Source organism: Flavobacterium commune (assembly GCF_001857965.1).
Classification (GTDB): domain Bacteria; phylum Bacteroidota; class Bacteroidia; order Flavobacteriales; family Flavobacteriaceae; genus Flavobacterium; species Flavobacterium commune.
This window is the reverse complement of sequence record NZ_CP017774.1, coordinates 3,108,435-3,125,228: the sequence shown is the minus strand read 5'-3', so window position 1 is coordinate 3,125,228 and position 16,794 is coordinate 3,108,435. Positions and strand designations below refer to the sequence as shown.

The window sequence follows — 16,794 nt, the reverse complement described above, 5'->3', positions numbered from 1 at the left end:
GCCTCTTCGAAAATACCCTTTTTATTTTAAATTAAAAAAATAGTACTCATGATTGAAGTATATCATAACCCACGTTGTGGAAAATCAAGAAATTGTCTGGCTTTTTTAGATAATGCCAATCAGAAATATAAAATCATTAAATATCTTGAAGAAGCACCTAATTATGAAGAACTTAGTGCTTTAATAGAAAAATTAAACCTTAAACCTATTGAACTGATTCGTCAAAAAGAGAAAATTTGGATTGATCATTTTAAAAATCAACAAATGACCGATGAAGCCATAATCAAAGTAATGGTTGAAAATCCAATTTTAATCGAAAGACCCATCATTATCAAAGGAAACAAAGCCATCATAGCCCGAGAAGCCGATAAAATCGAAGCTTTTTTTCAGGACTTATAATCAATTTAATATTTATTTAACATATTGCTTTTAAACCTATTTGCGTTTATCTATTCCTAACACAAACATAAATTCTAAAAAAATGCGACAATCATTAAGATTCTTTTTAAGTCTCACATTGCTTTTTACTTGCCTGAGCAGTTTTGCTAAAATAGACGATCCAACAGTAGATCAGGCAAAAGAAAAAGTAAAAATATCAGGGACTGTAATTGAAAAAACAACAAAACAACCCTTAGAATACGCTACAGTAACTATTACTGATACCAAAAGTTCAAAACCTATTGCAGGTGGAATTACAAATGCTAAAGGTGTTTTTTCTATTGAAGTCGCCAAAGGAATTTACAACATAAAAATTGAATTTATTTCTTTCAAATCCATTCAGTTCAATCAACGTAACATCGAAAAAAATACTGATTTAGGAACTATTGCACTGGCTGAAGATGTAGCGCAACTGAACGAAGTAGTGGTTCGTGCCGAAAAATCGACTGTCGAAATTAAATTAGACAAAAAAGTCTATAACGTAGGTCAAGACATGATTGTAAAAGGTGGAACGGTAAGCGATGTACTGGAAAATGTACCATCAGTTACGGTAGATGTTGAAGGAAATGTAAGTTTAAGAGGAAACGAAAACGTACGTATTTTTATCGACGGTCGCCCTTCGAATGCTTTGAATATGGCCGATGCCTTGCGCCAAATTCCTGCTGATGCTATTGACAAAGTAGAAGTTATTACCAATCCATCAGCCCGTTATGATGCCGAAGGTGGTGCTGGTATCTTGAATATTATTTTGAAAAAAGGAAAAAATCTGGGCTTCAACGGAAGTTTTATTACTTCTGTAGGTATTCCTGAAACTTATGGATTAAGTGCTAATTTGAATTACAAAACCGAAAAGTTAAACTTTTTCACTTCTACCGGATACGATTATAGAACCAGCGAAGGATCAGGTAAAACCAATTCTACTTATTTTGATTCTAGTGATGCTATAAGCAAATACATTGACGAAACCAGAAATACCGAACGTCTTAGAAAAGGAATTTCTTCAAAAACAGGTATAGAATGGACGGTTGCTCCTAATACTTTTTGGACTAACTCTGTTAGTTACCGCGATAACAGAGGATCAAACAATGACATAGTTTATTTCAATTCATTTGATGCTAATAGAAATTTTACTTCTACACGTTCTCGTTTAAGCGAAGGAGATGATAACGGTAGAGATTTAGAATTTGCTTCTAATTTTCTGAAAAACTTCAACAACGAAGGGCATAAATTAACCATGGACTTCTCTTATGCTACTAATACCGACAACGAAAACTCCCTTATTACCGACGAAATATTAAATAGCACTACTGCTCCTAAGTATGATATTACGAAAAATAACGAAGAACAAAACCAACTGCAATTGCAGCTTGATTATGTTTTACCGCTTAAAGAAGGAAGCCAGTTTGAAGCCGGTTACAAAGGAAACTTCAACAATCTGGACAGCAAATACAATATTACAAGTAACAGTAGTGAAAACAGTTACCTTTCGAATACCTTAGAATACAAAGAACAAATTAATGCCTTTTATGCACAATATGGTTTTAAGGCTAACAAATTCTCATACTTATTTGGATTACGTTGGGAAGACACTAAAATTGACGTAAACTTATTAGACACTAACGATTTTAACACTAAAAAATACAACAATTTATTTCCTAGTGCCTTTATTAACTACGAAATATCAGACGAAAGTAGTATTTCTTTAAGCTATAGCAAACGTTTATCAAGACCCAGAGGGCGTTTCTTGAATCCGGCAACAAACTATTCGAGCAATATCAACTTATTTAGAGGTAATCCTGATTTGAATCCTTCTTTTACCGACAAATTTGATTTAGGTTATCTGAAAAAGTGGGAAAAGCTAACTTTGAATACATCTATTTATTTTGAAAATACTAAAAGTGTATTCTCTTTTGTACGTTTTCCAACCGGTGATATTGTAGAGGAAATGATTGACAATACTGATGACGATATTGACAATCCTACATTAACTGAAACTCCTGTAATTTTAAGTACTCCTATCAATTTAGGGAGAGAACAAAAAATTGGTTTCGAATTTACTTTGAATTACAGTCCATTTAAAATTTGGAAAATCAACAGTAGTTTCAATCTTTCCAGTGCGAAAACAACTGGTGAAAACACATACAAAGACATTGATGGAAATGATGTTACTCAATCACTGGACAACGAAGCTTTTTCATGGTTTTCAAGATTAAGTTCGCGTTTAACACTTCCTGCCAAAGTAGATTGGCAATTAACAGGAATGTATTTTAGTCCTCGAAATACTGCTCAGGGTAAAAGTTTAGGGAATTATGTGGTAAATATGGCTTTCAGTAAAGATATTTTGAAAGATAAGGCAACAATTGCATTCAACGTAAGCGATCTTTTTAATTCCAGAAAAATGATGTCAGAAACTGATTTAACAAGTGTTACTTCGTACAACGAATTTCAATGGAGAAGAAGACAATTTAATTTGTCATTCACTTACCGTTTGAACATGAAGAAAACAGACAAAGATAAAAACATGCCAAAAAACAATGGAGATGGCGGCGGCGAAGGCGGCGGTGAATTCCCTGGATAATATAACAAAAAGACTCGTGAAAACGGGTCTTTTTTATTTACATTAAATCAACTTTTTTAAACATAGTAAGCCATTGAAGTTATTTTAAAAGCTTTTTGAAATAAAGTTTATTAAAGACCATATACATATAAGAGAATCTAATAAACCTTTATATTAATGTCTTAATGGTAAAATTCAAAAGTGGTCATATAAAAAAAGGATTCGTTTTCACGAATCCTTTTTTATGAACAATCAAAAATTTATAGTGATTGTTGTTTTTTTGCTTTTTTTTCTTTGAATCTCTCCCAAGCTGCTCCTCCTACCCAGTAAGATACGAAGCTAACCAAGAAAAACATTAACCAAAATCCCATAGTAAGGATGGTTAAGAAAAGTAAAAAGCCTAAATACTGTGAAAATTCAAACATGTTTTCCGGAATTTTGAATGTAGCCACAAATGTAACGGTTAATTTTTTTCTTAGCAATAAAAACGACAATCAATTTTAATAAAAATACATTTATGCGTACATTTAAACAGCTTTTTGTTAATTAAAAAAGTTTAACATAAATCTTCTAACAAAAAATCGAACTCAAATCAAAGATGATTATGAACTACCGAATAGAAAAAGATACCATGGGCGAAGTGCAAGTACCTGCCGACAAATACTGGGGCGCACAAACCGAGCGTTCCCGAAACAATTTCAAAATAGGTACATCGGCATCAATGCCTGTGGAAATTATCTATGGTTTTGCTTATCTTAAAAAAGCGGCTGCTTACACCAATTGTGATTTGGGTGTTTTACCCATCGAAAAACGGGATGCGATTGCGGCTGTTTGCGATGAAATCCTTACAGGAAAACTGGACGACCAATTTCCTTTGGTTATCTGGCAAACAGGTTCCGGAACACAAAGCAACATGAACCTAAACGAAGTGATTGCCAATAGAGCACAAGTTTTACAAGGATTTGAAATTGGTCAAGGAGAACAATTTATCAAAGCCAATGACGATGTCAATAAATCCCAATCGTCTAATGACACCTTCCCTACTGCCATGCACATTACAGCTTATAAATCCATTATTGACATCACCATTCCGGGAATTGAAAAGTTAAAAAACACATTAGATGCTAAAGCAAAAGAATTTGCTACTGTTATAAAAATAGGTCGTACCCATTTAATGGATGCCACTCCGCTGACATTAGGACAGGAACTTTCAGGTTATGTGGCGCAATTAAATCATGGATTAAAAGCACTAAAAAACACCTTAGCCCATTTATCCGAAATTGCTTTAGGCGGAACAGCAGTTGGAACAGGATTAAATACGCCCGAAGGTTATGATGTAAAAGTGGCGGAATACATTGCGCAATTCACGGGATTACCCTTTATAAGTGCTCAAAACAAATTTGAAGCTTTAGCGGCTCACGATGCTATTGTGGAATCGCATGGAGCTTTGAAACAACTGGCGGTTTCATTAAATAAAATTGCCAATGATATTCGAATGCTGGCTTCGGGACCACGCTCTGGAATTGGAGAAATCCTGATTCCTGAAAACGAACCCGGTTCATCCATCATGCCCGGAAAAGTCAATCCAACCCAATGTGAAGCTTTGACTATGGTTTGCGCCCAAATCATGGGAAATGATGTTGCCATTAGCGTTGGCGGAATGCAAGGTCACTATGAATTGAACGTTTTTAAACCTTTAATGGCTGCTAATTTTCTTCAATCGGCTCGATTGCTTGGCGATGCCTGTGTTTCGTTTGATGAACATTGTGCTCAAGGCATTGAACCAAATTACAAACGCATCAAAGAATTAGTTGATAATTCGTTGATGTTAGTTACCGCGTTAAACACTAAAATAGGCTATTACAAAGCCGCAGAAATTGCCCAAACTGCCCATAAAAACGGAACTACTCTCAAAGAAGAAGCCATTCGTTTGGGGTATGTAACTGCGGAAGATTTTGACAATTGGGTAAAACCAGAAGATATGGTTTAAAGTGGGAAGTTAGAAGTTAGAAGTTAGAAGTTAGAAGTTAGAAGTTAGAAGTTAGAAGTACGTTTTATGCGTAAAAAAGTTTATCGAGCAAGTCTCATAACTTCTAACTTCAAACTTCAACATAGTCCTGTAAATAACTAAATCTAGGCGTTAATTTACCGTTTTCAGTAATCTTGGCTCTCTGCAAAATCCCATCTTTATCTTCATTAAAAAAAGCAGGAATCACATGCTCCAGAAACATAGCACCAAAACCTTCACTGGAGTCTTTAGGCAATGTACAAGGCAAATTATCAACTGCCATAACCACAATCGCAGCAGGATGAAACACATCTACTTCCTTATTTTCTATTGGTAAATAACCATAATAAGGTTCTTCGATAGTTGACGAACGCAAGGTGCAAGCAATTGGTCCATTAACATCACAAGAAATATCGGCAACTACTTTAATTTTACAATCATTAGATTGCAGCATTGTTCTGCTCAAAATCTGAGGTGCTCCATTCGCATAAAAATGTGCTGTAATTACAATATCTGACACTTTTGTAAAGCGCTCAAAATTACTCTCATAATCCTGTGGATTTTGAAAAAAATCAGCAATTTCTAAAACTGTTCCGTCTTTTCTTTTGTTGTATTCTAAAGCTTCTATTTGAGTATAAACAGGCTGCGTATAATTTTTAGTCAAATAATTCTCCACCGTAACCGATTTCACTTTAATGGCATCTAAAATTTCTTTTACACCGCTGCCTACTTTTCCGGTTCCGGTAACCACAAACTTGATAGGTGGTAAAATGATTCTCTTTAAATGACGAATTAGATCTTCTTTACCGGAAAGTGTTTCGGCTTTAGGCAATTTGAATAATTCAAATTTTAATCCGAATGCACGAATACTGTTATAAGTACCCACCATTCCAGCATAATATCCAAAACCAATTAAACGATGATTATTAGCATCGACAATAGTTTCATGGTCATAAAAATCAACATTTTTGGCTAATAGTCCTTGTAATAAAGCTCTGTTGTGTGGCTGTTTTTTTATCGTGTGCGAAAAAAAGAAATAAGACTTATTCGGGATCAAGTCTTCCACAGGAATTTCTTTAACCCCAAACAAAACATCACAATCACTTACATCCTCAGCTACTTCAAGCCCTAAAATTTGATATTCTGCATCGCTAAAAGTTCTGACAGCTGAACTTTCCACTTTAACGATCACTTCAGGATACAATGTTTTTAATTTTACTAATGCATCGGGTGAAAAAACCACTCTTTTGTCAGCTGGAGTTTTTCGTTCTCTTATTATTCCAAATTTCATATTTCGATATTCCTTATCATTTCTGGTTTTCAAACAGTATTTTACTACATCCAAAAACAAGATTTTTAGTTGTTTAATTATTTCTGTTTTACCAAAAAAACATTAAAAGCTGAAAGCCAAAAACATAGAAAAAAGTTCCTTAAAAACTTTCAAAAAATTCTGTTAACATTAAAAAAAACAGAAAACAAAAGCGTTTGATTCTATATATTTGCCATTATAGCTCTATGAAAATGATTTTGATAAAAAAGACAAATATACTACAATTACTCTCGCTTATTTTGGTTTTGAGTTCTTGTAACCAAAAGAATAAAGAAGGAATACTTTCTGACAACGAATTACCTAAGGACACACTCCCTCACATGGAGCCTCCAACTAAGAAGTTACCTAAATTAACCGCACAATACATTAACTCCAAAAGAAATGCCATCGAGCATTTTTATAATAAAAACTGGCCTAACAACAGTATGAACGGCAGCTTTTTGGTGGCAAAGAACGGTCAAATTATCTTTGAAAAATACGAAGGAATGGCTAATTTTAGGGATGAAAGACCTATTACAGCTACTACTCCACTTCATCTGGCATCAGTAACTAAAATTATAACTGCATCGGCTGTTTTAAAATTAATTGATGCTAAGAAAATTAGTTTAGACCAAAAAGTAAATACCATTTTACCTAATTTTCCTTTTCCGGAAGTAACCGTTAAAATGCTTTTAAATCACCGTAGCGGAATGCGTAATTACGCCTATTTTACAGATAAAAAAGACGGAGTTTGGGATAGACATGATATTTTGTCTAATAAAGACATTGTAAATTTAATGGCTACAAAAGATATTGGTTTAGAATCCAGAACAGGAACCCGTTTTGCCTATTGCAATACTAATTATGCAGTTTTGGCTCTAATTATAGAAAAAACAACAGGACTTAGCTATAAAAAAGCCATGGAGCGTATGATTTTTAAACCATTAGGAATGAATCACACCTATGTTTTTGACTATGAAAAAGACAAAGATACTGCAGTTACTTCGTATAAAGGCAATAAAGTCGAAATTGGTAAAGATTATCTTGATGCGATTTATGGGGATAAAAACATTTATTCTACACCACGAGATTTATTAAAATTTGATATGGCCAGAAGCAATCCCGGTTTTTTAAGTCCCAAATTACTAAAATTAGTATATACTCCTTTTAGTAATGAACATAAAGGTCAAAAAAATTATGGCCTGGGCATACGAATGATTAATTGGGAAACAGGACAAAATTTCTATTTCCACAACGGATGGTGGCATGGTAACACCTCTTCTTATATTACTTTGCCAAAAGAACAGCTTACCATTATTGCTTTATCGAATAAGTTTACAACAAAAACCTATCAGGTTAAAAAATTAGCTCCTCTGTTTGGTGATTATCCATTCAAATTGAGTAAAGACGAAAAAGAGGAATAATTTTTGCTTTAACAATTGTATTCGAATACAAATATTCAAGTAGAAAATTGTACATTTGCACTCTCAATTTTTTTGAGTACAAAAAAACTGGGGTCGACTGGTTTTGACAGCAAGTCGAATTGAACAGTAAGCACGTCGAGCATTGAGACCTTGCTCGTAAATATAAGATCTCGAACTTTTACACGGCGAAAATAACTACGCTTTAGCTGCATAATCCGAATTATAGTACGATTGCGCCACGTCCCTACAAGGTAGGGAAGCTGGATTCTCCTTGAAAGCCTTGGTTTGTGGCGTTCAGTTCAGGGGAACCGTAAAAATAAACCTAGATTTCCATGAGCTTCGGGTGGTTTTCGAAAATTAAGAAGATAAGTGTTAAGTGGCTGTTTCTGGCCTTGCTTAGCATCGAAAATTCAATCAGGAAATAAGCGTGTAGAAAGCTCTTTAGTTGCTTGTTTGGACGGGAGTTCGATTCTCCCCGACTCCACAGAAAAGGCAGAAAATTATATGATTTTCTGCCTTCTTTTTTAATTTATCTAACATATTGGTATCTTAATTTAATACGATTCTTTCAGTAATTGCTTTATTTGAGATAGCATCAATTCCGCTAACTTCGGCATATTTCACATTTGGTAGCCAAAAAGAACCTCCTTCAATACGTACAAATATTTTTTCTACTTGAATTTTTTTCTGATTTACATTTACAAAAACATGATATTTCTGATCTGAATCTATCTTTTTCAAGGTTAAGGGTAACTTTTTATACGATACAAACTGAAGCTTAAACTCCTCATTATTTAAAGTTTTACTTTCTATTCCGTATGCAAATTTGCGTTGTACGTAACTAAAATCTTTTTTCTCTCCTTTCTCAGCATATCGAATCCAATACGATTTTATAGGATTGCTTTTATTTATTTTTCCATTTTCCTGGTAATTTATGGCATAAATAGCAGTGTTTATATTTGGATCCCGCTGAATGTAAAATAGCATATTATCTATATTTTTCGGCGTTGGAAAATGTAATGGCGATGGATTTTTGGATTGTGCCAATAGATTTCCGGAAATTATATTTACTAAGATCGTTAGAACGATTAATAATTTTATATTTTTTTTAAATTGTAATTTATTCATAACTAAATATTTTTCAGACTAATTTGATTCGATTACATTCGGGTTTTTCTTTACTCTAAAAACCCAATATTTAATCAATGGATAGTTAAATCCATAAGAAACAAACAAATCCGTGATTAATCTTCCGATTCTATAATCGATTTGAAATAATTTTTGAAAAATAAGCGTACCAAATGATTTTAAGGAAATACTTCCCAATACAACCAACGCAAATTTAAAAAGCTGACTATTGATGTGGCTGCTGTAACCAGATTGATTTTTAAATACCCAGAATCTATTGATGCTAAAATTGATAATGGCACCTACGGTTCCAGAGATTAGAATAGAAAAACTAAAATGCAATTCAACTACTTCTGTCAATAAAATCATTAAGCCATAATCGGTAATACCGCCTACAAATGCCGCAACTTGTGCTTGTAGAAAAGTTAAAATGGATTTCTTTTTGAACATATCATTCCTGACTTTTATCTCTTAAATCGCCTAACTTTAAAAGTTTTAAGCTATCTATAATATTGATTATAAATAACACAATAGTAATTAAGCCAGCCAAATAGGTTATTGATCCCTTAAATAAAACTTCTGTAATTAAAATTAAAGCAATAATAAATCTAAGTTCTGTTGGGCCAACAAAGCCAGAATCTATACTGTATTCATTTGTAATTTTGTAGCGTAACTGACTGATGATGATAGACCAACCATACAATGCAACAAAAGCAAAGGCTACTATTTGTGTGCCATTTTTAGCATAAATGTAGTAGCCAAAGCCTATAAGTACAATACCTATCCAATCGGCAATAATATCGAGTGCAAAACCATACCAACGGCGTGGAATATTTCTGTAATATGCCAGTCTTCCATCTAAAGAATCACCTAACCAATTTATAGCCAAACCGATAATACCCAAAAGCAAATACCAATTTGTTAAATAAGTCCCCAAAACAAAAGCTAGAAAAACGAACCCCGAACCAAGTGTACCTAATAAAGTGAGCAAGTTTGGTGAAATGAATTTAGGCACCTTTGGAAGCAAAAATACAATCGTTAGCTGTTCTGCTTTTTTTAAAATATTAGTCCGCTTACGATCCGAAAATGTTCTTTGTGCAATTGTACTAAAATCTTCAAGCTGTGTTTCAGTTCCCATTAATAACCCAATTCTAATTTTACAATTTTCAACTTTATTTTTCTTCGAGTATTTTTAAGAAAATCTGTGGTACCTTTTAGTTTACCTGATCTAACCAGATAACTATATGCGAGGATAAACAACATGATTACTTAACAATTCCAGCAAAACGCTGATAGAAAACCGTTGGACTATTCTCGTTTTTAGGAGCATATTTTCCTGCTATAATTGGAATATAAATGACTCTCCTTCTACTTTCTTCGCCACGGATAGATGATTCGGCAACTCTATGCCACAAACGTCCATCGTGAATAGTTAAATCTCCAGCTTCTGGAATGATGGAAACTTCCTCCGGATCGGCATTATGATCTAAAAAGTACTTTTTACGGAAAAGCATTTGATAAACACTTTGTTTGTGAGTACCCGGAATGATTTTAAGCCCGCCGTTTTCGGGTTTTAAAGTGCTTAAGTGAATGCCCACATTTAACATCGGGTTTAATTTTGCACCATAAAAAATATCTCTCAAACCATCTGTATGCCAGCCCATTTTAGCAAATTTACTTTCTGGCCCATTGATATAATGATTAAAAACCATTCCGTCTTTTTCTTCGGTACCTAATCTTGCGCCCTCACCTGCTAATGGTAATAAACCATTAAATCTTAGATCAAGTAAAAGACCGCTTAAGGTTTGATGATGCTGATTGATAAAAGCAAAACGTTGTACAATAGGAGAACCATCTAAGTCTTTTCCATATTTAATTGGAACACCATTTACTTTTTGAAGGTTATTGTCAATCCATTTTTGCTGTACTTGTTTCGAGGCATCAATGATTGATGAAACAGTTTCCGGATTTATAAATTTTTTGAAATGGATGAAGCCATGTTCGTTAAAAAAGGCAATTTGCTCATTAGTTAATTGCTCAGTAAGGGTAAAGGTTTTATAAGAAGATACCATGATAATATAGATTTAATAAATGAAATAATATAGTTTGTAATTTTATCTAAAACAGAATAACAACAACAGCAACAACACATTAGTGTATTTGCGTGCATTCGACCTTTAGGAAAATTAAACATATTTTTTCTTTTATTATACATATTCTATATATTTAGTAGAATTTAATACAAACATACTATAATTTCTCTTTTGCAAAAAATATTTTTTTATTATTTTTTGAAAAAATTAAATTTTATAAATCCCAGCTGCAGTTTTTTCGATAAATACCTTTGGTAATATACGGTTGGCATAAACCGAAATGATATTTGTGAAACCAGGAATAACTTCTGATTTTTTGCTAAACATGGCTTTTACTGCCATTTTTGCAACTTCATCTGGCTGCATATTGAACTTTTCAGCCATTTTGCTTAAGGCGTTTAAGCCAGCTCTTTCGGCAAAACCAGTAGCAACCGGACCTGGACTAAAACAGCTTACTGAAATTGAAGTTTGGGCAAGTTCGAAACGCAAAGCACGCGTAAACGATAAAACAAAAGCCTTTGTAGCTGAATAAACAGCTAGCGTTGGCACAGCCTGATATGCAGCAGTACTCGATATGTTTAAAATGTAGGCTTGTTTTTCTTGGGAAAGTATGGGTACTAATAAATGGGAAAGTTCAACAACTACATTCATGTTTAGCTGCATCATACCAAGCTGATCGGTTAAAGAAGACTGACTAAAATAGCCCCACACACCATAACCAGCATTGTTAATTAGAATACCAATTGGATAGTTATTCATTTTAATCCAATCGGTTACTTTTTGCGATGCACCATTTGTCGAAAGATCAATCGATAAAATAGCAGCATTGATGCCGTATTTAAGCTGAAGATCATCAGATAGTACTTTTAATTCCTCGTCACTTCTTGCAACAAGCAATAGTGGATAACCCTGTTTAGCCAATTCATAAGCAATAGATTTTCCAATGCCTTTGCTGGCACCGGTAATTAAGGCGTAGGGTTTCGTTTTTTCGCTCATTTTATTAATTTAATCAACAAATATAGAAATTAATAATATACTAATACTATAGAATTACTATTAAAAAAAAGACTAAAATGATATTCAACTACCAACTCCTAGCAATCTCCGTAAATCCTCTAAAAATGGTTGGCCATTTTTTTGGTCGGACCATAAGAACAAAACCTTAAACAGCAATTATTTAAGGGTTTGTTATTGAGTTTTATTCGGAAAATATTGATAAAAATAAAACTTCGCTTTACATGAACTTTTAATCCCGATTGATAAAAACCAATGGTTGCGCATAATTTGCAATTGAAATTAGAGCATTATAAATATATTGAGAAACCAAAGCTCCGCCTCTAAAATTAATCAATTCAATGTCATCTTCAGGAGTATGGTATTGCGGATGTCCGCCTGTATGAAATCCTACAGCCGAAATGGAAGATTTGTAAAATGACACATGGTCAGAACCGCCTACTCCACCTGCATGAATAACGGGATTTAAACCACTATTCTCTGCTAAATTCTTCATTAGTTCAACACCATCAGGAAAAGTTCCAGCACCACCCATAAAAATTTGGTTTTCGGCATTTAATCTACCTACCATGTCCATATTGAGCATTACTTTGACCGCATCTTTTGGAATTGGTAAGTGATTTACAAAATATTTGGATCCCAACAAACCTTCTTCTTCCCCACTAAAGGAAACAAAAATAATACTCCTTTTAGATTTTACTTTAGACTTGGAAACTTTCTCTAAAATACATAGTAAAGCAGCTACACCAGAAGCATTATCATCGGCTCCATTGTGGATTGCCATTGTATCCTTTTTTTTGCTGCCAGAAGCAATTCCTCCCCATCCCCAATGATCATAATGCGCTCCTATTACTATAAATTCCTTTTTTAGTTTTTCATCTGAACCTTCAATATAGCCCACAACATTTTGAGTTGTAACAGTATCCGATTTCATCTTATTGATTCCTTCTTTTACAAACAATTGAAAAGACTGATAATAATTGCCATTAAATTTTTCCAGACCATATTTCTGAAAATACTTTCTAATGTAAGCTGCTGCCTCATTATTACCTTTCGTCCCGGGAAATCGCCCTTGCATTTTATCTGATGAAAGATATTTATCGTGTTTGTAAAATGTTTTTTCCAAACGGCTATTTTGAGCAGCAACACTAACGGTAAAGCATACCGAAATCATGAAAAAAAACTTGAATTTTGATTTTTTTAAAAACAACATCATTTCTTTTTTTAATAAAAAACTCAAATTACCTGAGTTCAAAAATTTTATCCATCAACAGCCATTTCTCGCCAGGCTGAGCTCCCGGAAGTGCTTTTTGAAATCGCCACATTAATTCTTCCCAATCTTGAACTTTTGGATTTGTTGCATCTAATTTTGCTTTTTCTTCGAAAGAAAAATGAGCCTCTGCTTCGATAATCATAAACAATCGATCTTGAATAGTATAAATCTCCAGATTTCTAATTCCTGATTCTTTTATACTTTCAATAATTTCAGGCCATACATTTTGGTGAAAGGCTTTGTATTCTTCAATTAAATTAGGTTCGTCTTTTAAATCTAATGCCAGACAATATTTTTTCATCATTTATTTTTTTATATAACTACAATTTCTTTTTTATTTTGCTGTTTTAAAGCGAACATGCTTGATATACTTTCGATTATAAGTATATAAAACATGAATTTCTCCATCTAAAGTTTGGATAATTGCCGGATAGCTGAACTCGCCTTCAGGCTGGTATTCCAAATCGAATAATTTCTGCCAATGAATTCCATCTTTTGAATGCTCTACATCTAAAACGTTGCGTCCATTAAACCAATCTTTTCCTTGTTTTAATGGATTGTTAACCAATAAAAACGATTTTTTAGATAAAGTAACCGCATCAACACCCGAATTTGAATTGACAACAGCAATGCTATCGGTATTTTTCCAGCTATTACCATAATCTTCTGACCAACTCGTTATCAGTTTATTGTGCTTACTTCTAAATAGCATCTGCACTTTTTTATTCGAATGCACTAAAAATGTGGGTTGGATAATATCAAAATTTTGTTTGTTTTCGATAGTAATTTTTGTCCACTTTTCAGTAGCCTCATCATAGGTTTCTACATGAGCTCTCCATTCATTATTTTCAACGCTTTCATTACTACTTCCGCATAAAATTACTCCGGTAGTTAGCTCTATTGGCTTGTTTTTTATAGGACCAAGAATACCTTTTGGGAGCAATTTTGGAACACTCCACGTTGCTCCATCATCAACCGATACTATCATTGCTCCAAACCATTCTCTTGGATTTTTTCCAATTTTATAAAACAAGTATAATTTTTCGCTTTTGCTTTTAAATAAAACAGGATTCCAACAAGGCAAAGTATCTCCTTTTTGGATATAGGGCGGAACCAAATTTTGTGGAGCAGACCATTTCTTATTTTTGTATTTAGAAAAATAAATCCCAACATCTTTGGCACCTTCGTATTTTCCACCAAACCATGCCGCTATAATTTCATTTGGCTTTACCTCAACTAAAGTAACAGCATGACTGTTAGTCGTAATAGGCTGCGTTGTTATAAAAGTATTGTTGATCGAATACACTTTTGGCAACTGCTTTACCGAAGTACAGGCAACACAAACCAAAAGCATTAAAAAGATGGAATATTTCAATTTAAAAATCATTGTAAATTTTAACTATTAATTTATTTTTTACTTAAGCCCAACTTATGTCCTGCTATTGCATAATATAAAATCACAAGATAACAAGGCAATAAAATCCAATATCCTTTAGTTGAAGCGGTTGCAGTAGCTAGGGCTTCATTCATTCCTTGAGCTATATAATCGGCTTTATTGGCATCGACCAAATTTCCGTATAAAGGTGGAATGATGGCACCACCAGAAATAGCCATAATCAATAAGGCCGAAGCGGTTTTAGTATATTTTCCCAAACCTTTTAAAGTTAAAGGCCATACCGCAGGCCAAACCAAAGCATTAGCCATACCCAATGCTGCTACAAATAATACGGAAGTAAATCCATCGGTAAAAACAATACAAAACGACAATACGATTCCTAAAATAGCACTAAGTTTTAAAGCTAAAGTCTGTGTAATGTATTTAGGAATTAAGAACGCTCCCAAACCATAAGTAGCTACCATAGCCATCAAGGTGAATGTGGTAAAAAATTTGGCATCAGCAACTGGAATACCTAATGAAATTCCATAAGCAATAATAGTATCCCCAGCGATAACCTCAACACCTACGTACATAAAAAGAGTTAATACTCCAAGCCATAAATGTGGGAAATGAAAAATACTCGTTTTAGTGGTGCTGCCGTCTTTTGGTTCTTCAATTGGTTCCGCTTCTACATCTGGCAATGGTGCTTTTCGAATTAATATTCCCAAAATAAATAAAACCAAAGCCATTACCACATAAGGTGTTACGACACTATCGGCCATGGTGTTTAATAATTCTGCTTTTTCAGCAGCACTCACGACATTTAGTTTTTCTTTAATTTCATCAATCCCTGATAAAAGTAATGCTCCAAAAATAAGCGAACCTAAAGCTCCTGCCACTTTATTGGCAATTCCCATAATGGAAATGCGTTTTGCAGCACTATCAATAGGCCCAAGAATAGTAATATAAGGGTTGGATGCTGTTTGCAATAAAGTCATCCCTGCACCCTGAATAAATATTCCAGTCAAAAACATCCAATAGGTTCTTGCCTCGGCAGCGGGTATAAAAACCAAAGCGCCTAACCCCATAATAAACACCCCTAAAGACATTCCTTTTTTATATCCAATTTTTGATAAAATATAAGAAGCGGGCAATGCCATCACCACAAAAGAAATATAAGAAGCCGAAGCAACCAAAAGAGATTGCGCTGATGTCAATTCGTTTATGGTTTTCATAAACGGAATTAAAGCTCCATTAATCCAGGTTACAAATCCAAATATAAAAAATAGCCCAGCTATAATTATAATTGGAATTAACGTAGTGTTTTTTGTTTTAGAAGATGCTATACTAATTTCCATAAGTATTCATTTATTTTTTAATAATTTCAATTGTTTTCTTATATATTTTTCAAATCTTTATTTTCTAATTAAAAGCAGTTATTATTTAACTTATACTATCCAAAATAGCTGTAATTGTATCGCTATCCGAATGAACAATAATACGATCGTCAAATAATTTTTGATTGTTCATGGACAGCTTTTCATCCGTTTTTTGATAGCTTATTATTGAAGCTGAACAATGAATTTCTTTAAATTTCTTATTTTTAAATAAGAAGGCATTCTTTTTATTGATTCCTCCTCCCGGAAGAATGATAATCTTATTTTTTGCTCTTTCTTTCAACACTTTCAAAAGTTTCATCCCTTCAAGAGCGGTCTGTTTTTTTCCTGAAGTCAACACTCTCGTTGCTCCAATTGTTATTAATTGTTCTAAGGCTTCAAAAGAATTTTCAACCCAATCAAAAGCTCGGTGAAAAGTAAATTCCAATGGTTTTGATAATTCGATTAATTCTTTTGTTCTTACAATATCAATAGTGTTATCAGGATTTAACACACCAGAAACAATACCACTACAGCCCATATCTTTACACAGTTGAATATCGGTTTTCATGATAGCAAATTCTTCTTCAGAATAAGTAAAATTGCCGCTTCGTGGTCGTATCAACACATTGACAGGAATTGTTACAGTTGCTAACACATTTTTAAGTAATCCATAAGAAGGTGTAATTCCTCCAACCGCTAATTCGGAACACAATTCTATTCTGTGAGCTCCTGCATTTTGCGCATTAATTGCCGATTGATAAGACGAGGTACAAATTTCTAATAACATATTTTT

The 16,794-nt window shown here is 33.6% G+C and carries 15 protein-coding genes and 1 other RNA gene; 5 read left to right on the top strand and 11 right to left on the bottom strand.

Going from position 1 to position 16,794, the window contains the following annotated elements:
- Positions 1 to 48 precede the first annotated feature (48 nt).
- The 3 genes from BIW12_RS13040 (at position 49) to fumC (ending at position 4,985) form a co-directional block, all read left to right on the top strand.
- Entirely contained in the window at positions 49 to 399 is a 351-nt protein-coding gene (locus tag BIW12_RS13040) for an ArsC/Spx/MgsR family protein (RefSeq protein ID WP_071185512.1), read from the top strand.
- 82 nt (positions 400 to 481) lie between these two features.
- A complete protein-coding gene (locus tag BIW12_RS13035) occupies positions 482 to 3,016 on the top strand; it encodes an outer membrane beta-barrel family protein (RefSeq protein WP_071186417.1) in 2,535 nt (844 codons plus the stop codon).
- Positions 3,017 to 3,599: 583 nt separating this feature from the next.
- Positions 3,600 to 4,985 (top strand): class II fumarate hydratase, encoded by a 1,386-nt coding sequence (gene fumC, locus BIW12_RS13025; protein WP_071186415.1) that lies wholly within the window; start codon positions 3,600 to 3,602, stop codon positions 4,983 to 4,985.
- Positions 4,986 to 5,094: 109 nt separating this feature from the next.
- Here fumC and BIW12_RS13020 read toward each other — a convergent pair whose 3' ends face one another.
- Positions 5,095 to 6,294 carry an NAD(P)-dependent oxidoreductase gene (locus BIW12_RS13020; protein WP_071186414.1) on the bottom strand — a complete coding sequence of 400 codons (1,200 nt, stop codon included), beginning with the start codon at positions 6,292 to 6,294 and terminating at the stop codon, positions 5,095 to 5,097.
- A gap of 224 nt (positions 6,295 to 6,518) precedes the next feature.
- Here BIW12_RS13020 and BIW12_RS13015 point away from each other — a divergent pair, with 224 nt between their 5' ends.
- Together BIW12_RS13015 and ssrA are read left to right on the top strand one after the other, a co-directional pair.
- Complete coding sequence (locus BIW12_RS13015; RefSeq protein WP_071185510.1) at positions 6,519 to 7,736, top strand: serine hydrolase domain-containing protein; 1,218 nt, start codon at positions 6,519 to 6,521, stop codon at positions 7,734 to 7,736.
- 89 nt (positions 7,737 to 7,825) lie between these two features.
- Positions 7,826 to 8,223, top strand: a transfer-messenger RNA (tmRNA) gene (gene ssrA / locus BIW12_RS13010).
- A gap of 62 nt (positions 8,224 to 8,285) precedes the next feature.
- On the opposite strand, the gene BIW12_RS13005 is transcribed toward ssrA, so the two are convergent.
- From BIW12_RS13005 to BIW12_RS12960, 10 genes are all read right to left on the bottom strand, one after another.
- Entirely contained in the window at positions 8,286 to 8,864 is a 579-nt protein-coding gene (locus BIW12_RS13005) for a DUF4833 domain-containing protein (protein WP_071185509.1), read from the bottom strand.
- 18 nt (positions 8,865 to 8,882) lie between these two features.
- Positions 8,883 to 9,314, bottom strand: a complete 432-nt coding sequence (locus BIW12_RS13000; protein WP_071185508.1) for a GtrA family protein — start codon at positions 9,312 to 9,314, stop codon at positions 8,883 to 8,885.
- 1 nt (position 9,315) lies between these two features.
- Positions 9,316 to 10,002 carry a CDP-alcohol phosphatidyltransferase family protein gene (locus BIW12_RS12995; protein ID WP_071185507.1) on the bottom strand — a complete coding sequence of 229 codons (687 nt, stop codon included), beginning with the start codon at positions 10,000 to 10,002 and terminating at the stop codon, positions 9,316 to 9,318.
- Between the two features lie 127 nt (positions 10,003 to 10,129).
- Entirely contained in the window at positions 10,130 to 10,936 is an 807-nt protein-coding gene (locus BIW12_RS12990) for a phytanoyl-CoA dioxygenase family protein (RefSeq protein ID WP_071185506.1), read from the bottom strand.
- A 228-nt stretch (positions 10,937 to 11,164) separates the two neighbouring features.
- Positions 11,165 to 11,953 carry an SDR family NAD(P)-dependent oxidoreductase gene (locus BIW12_RS12985; protein ID WP_071185505.1) on the bottom strand — a complete coding sequence of 263 codons (789 nt, stop codon included), beginning with the start codon at positions 11,951 to 11,953 and terminating at the stop codon, positions 11,165 to 11,167.
- A gap of 250 nt (positions 11,954 to 12,203) precedes the next feature.
- Positions 12,204 to 13,145 carry a M20/M25/M40 family metallo-hydrolase gene (locus tag BIW12_RS12980; RefSeq protein WP_071186412.1) on the bottom strand — a complete coding sequence of 314 codons (942 nt, stop codon included), beginning with the start codon at positions 13,143 to 13,145 and terminating at the stop codon, positions 12,204 to 12,206.
- A gap of 67 nt (positions 13,146 to 13,212) precedes the next feature.
- Positions 13,213 to 13,545, bottom strand: a complete 333-nt coding sequence (locus BIW12_RS12975) for an L-rhamnose mutarotase (RefSeq protein ID WP_071185504.1) — start codon at positions 13,543 to 13,545, stop codon at positions 13,213 to 13,215.
- A gap of 33 nt (positions 13,546 to 13,578) precedes the next feature.
- Positions 13,579 to 14,631, bottom strand: a complete 1,053-nt coding sequence (locus tag BIW12_RS12970) for a sialidase family protein (protein ID WP_071185503.1) — start codon at positions 14,629 to 14,631, stop codon at positions 13,579 to 13,581.
- Positions 14,632 to 14,651: 20 nt separating this feature from the next.
- Complete coding sequence (locus BIW12_RS12965; protein ID WP_071185502.1) at positions 14,652 to 15,980, bottom strand: sugar MFS transporter; 1,329 nt, start codon at positions 15,978 to 15,980, stop codon at positions 14,652 to 14,654.
- 85 nt (positions 15,981 to 16,065) lie between these two features.
- Positions 16,066 to 16,788 (bottom strand): copper homeostasis protein CutC, encoded by a 723-nt coding sequence (locus BIW12_RS12960; RefSeq protein WP_071185501.1) that lies wholly within the window; start codon positions 16,786 to 16,788, stop codon positions 16,066 to 16,068.
- Between the last annotated feature and the right edge of the window lie 6 nt (positions 16,789 to 16,794).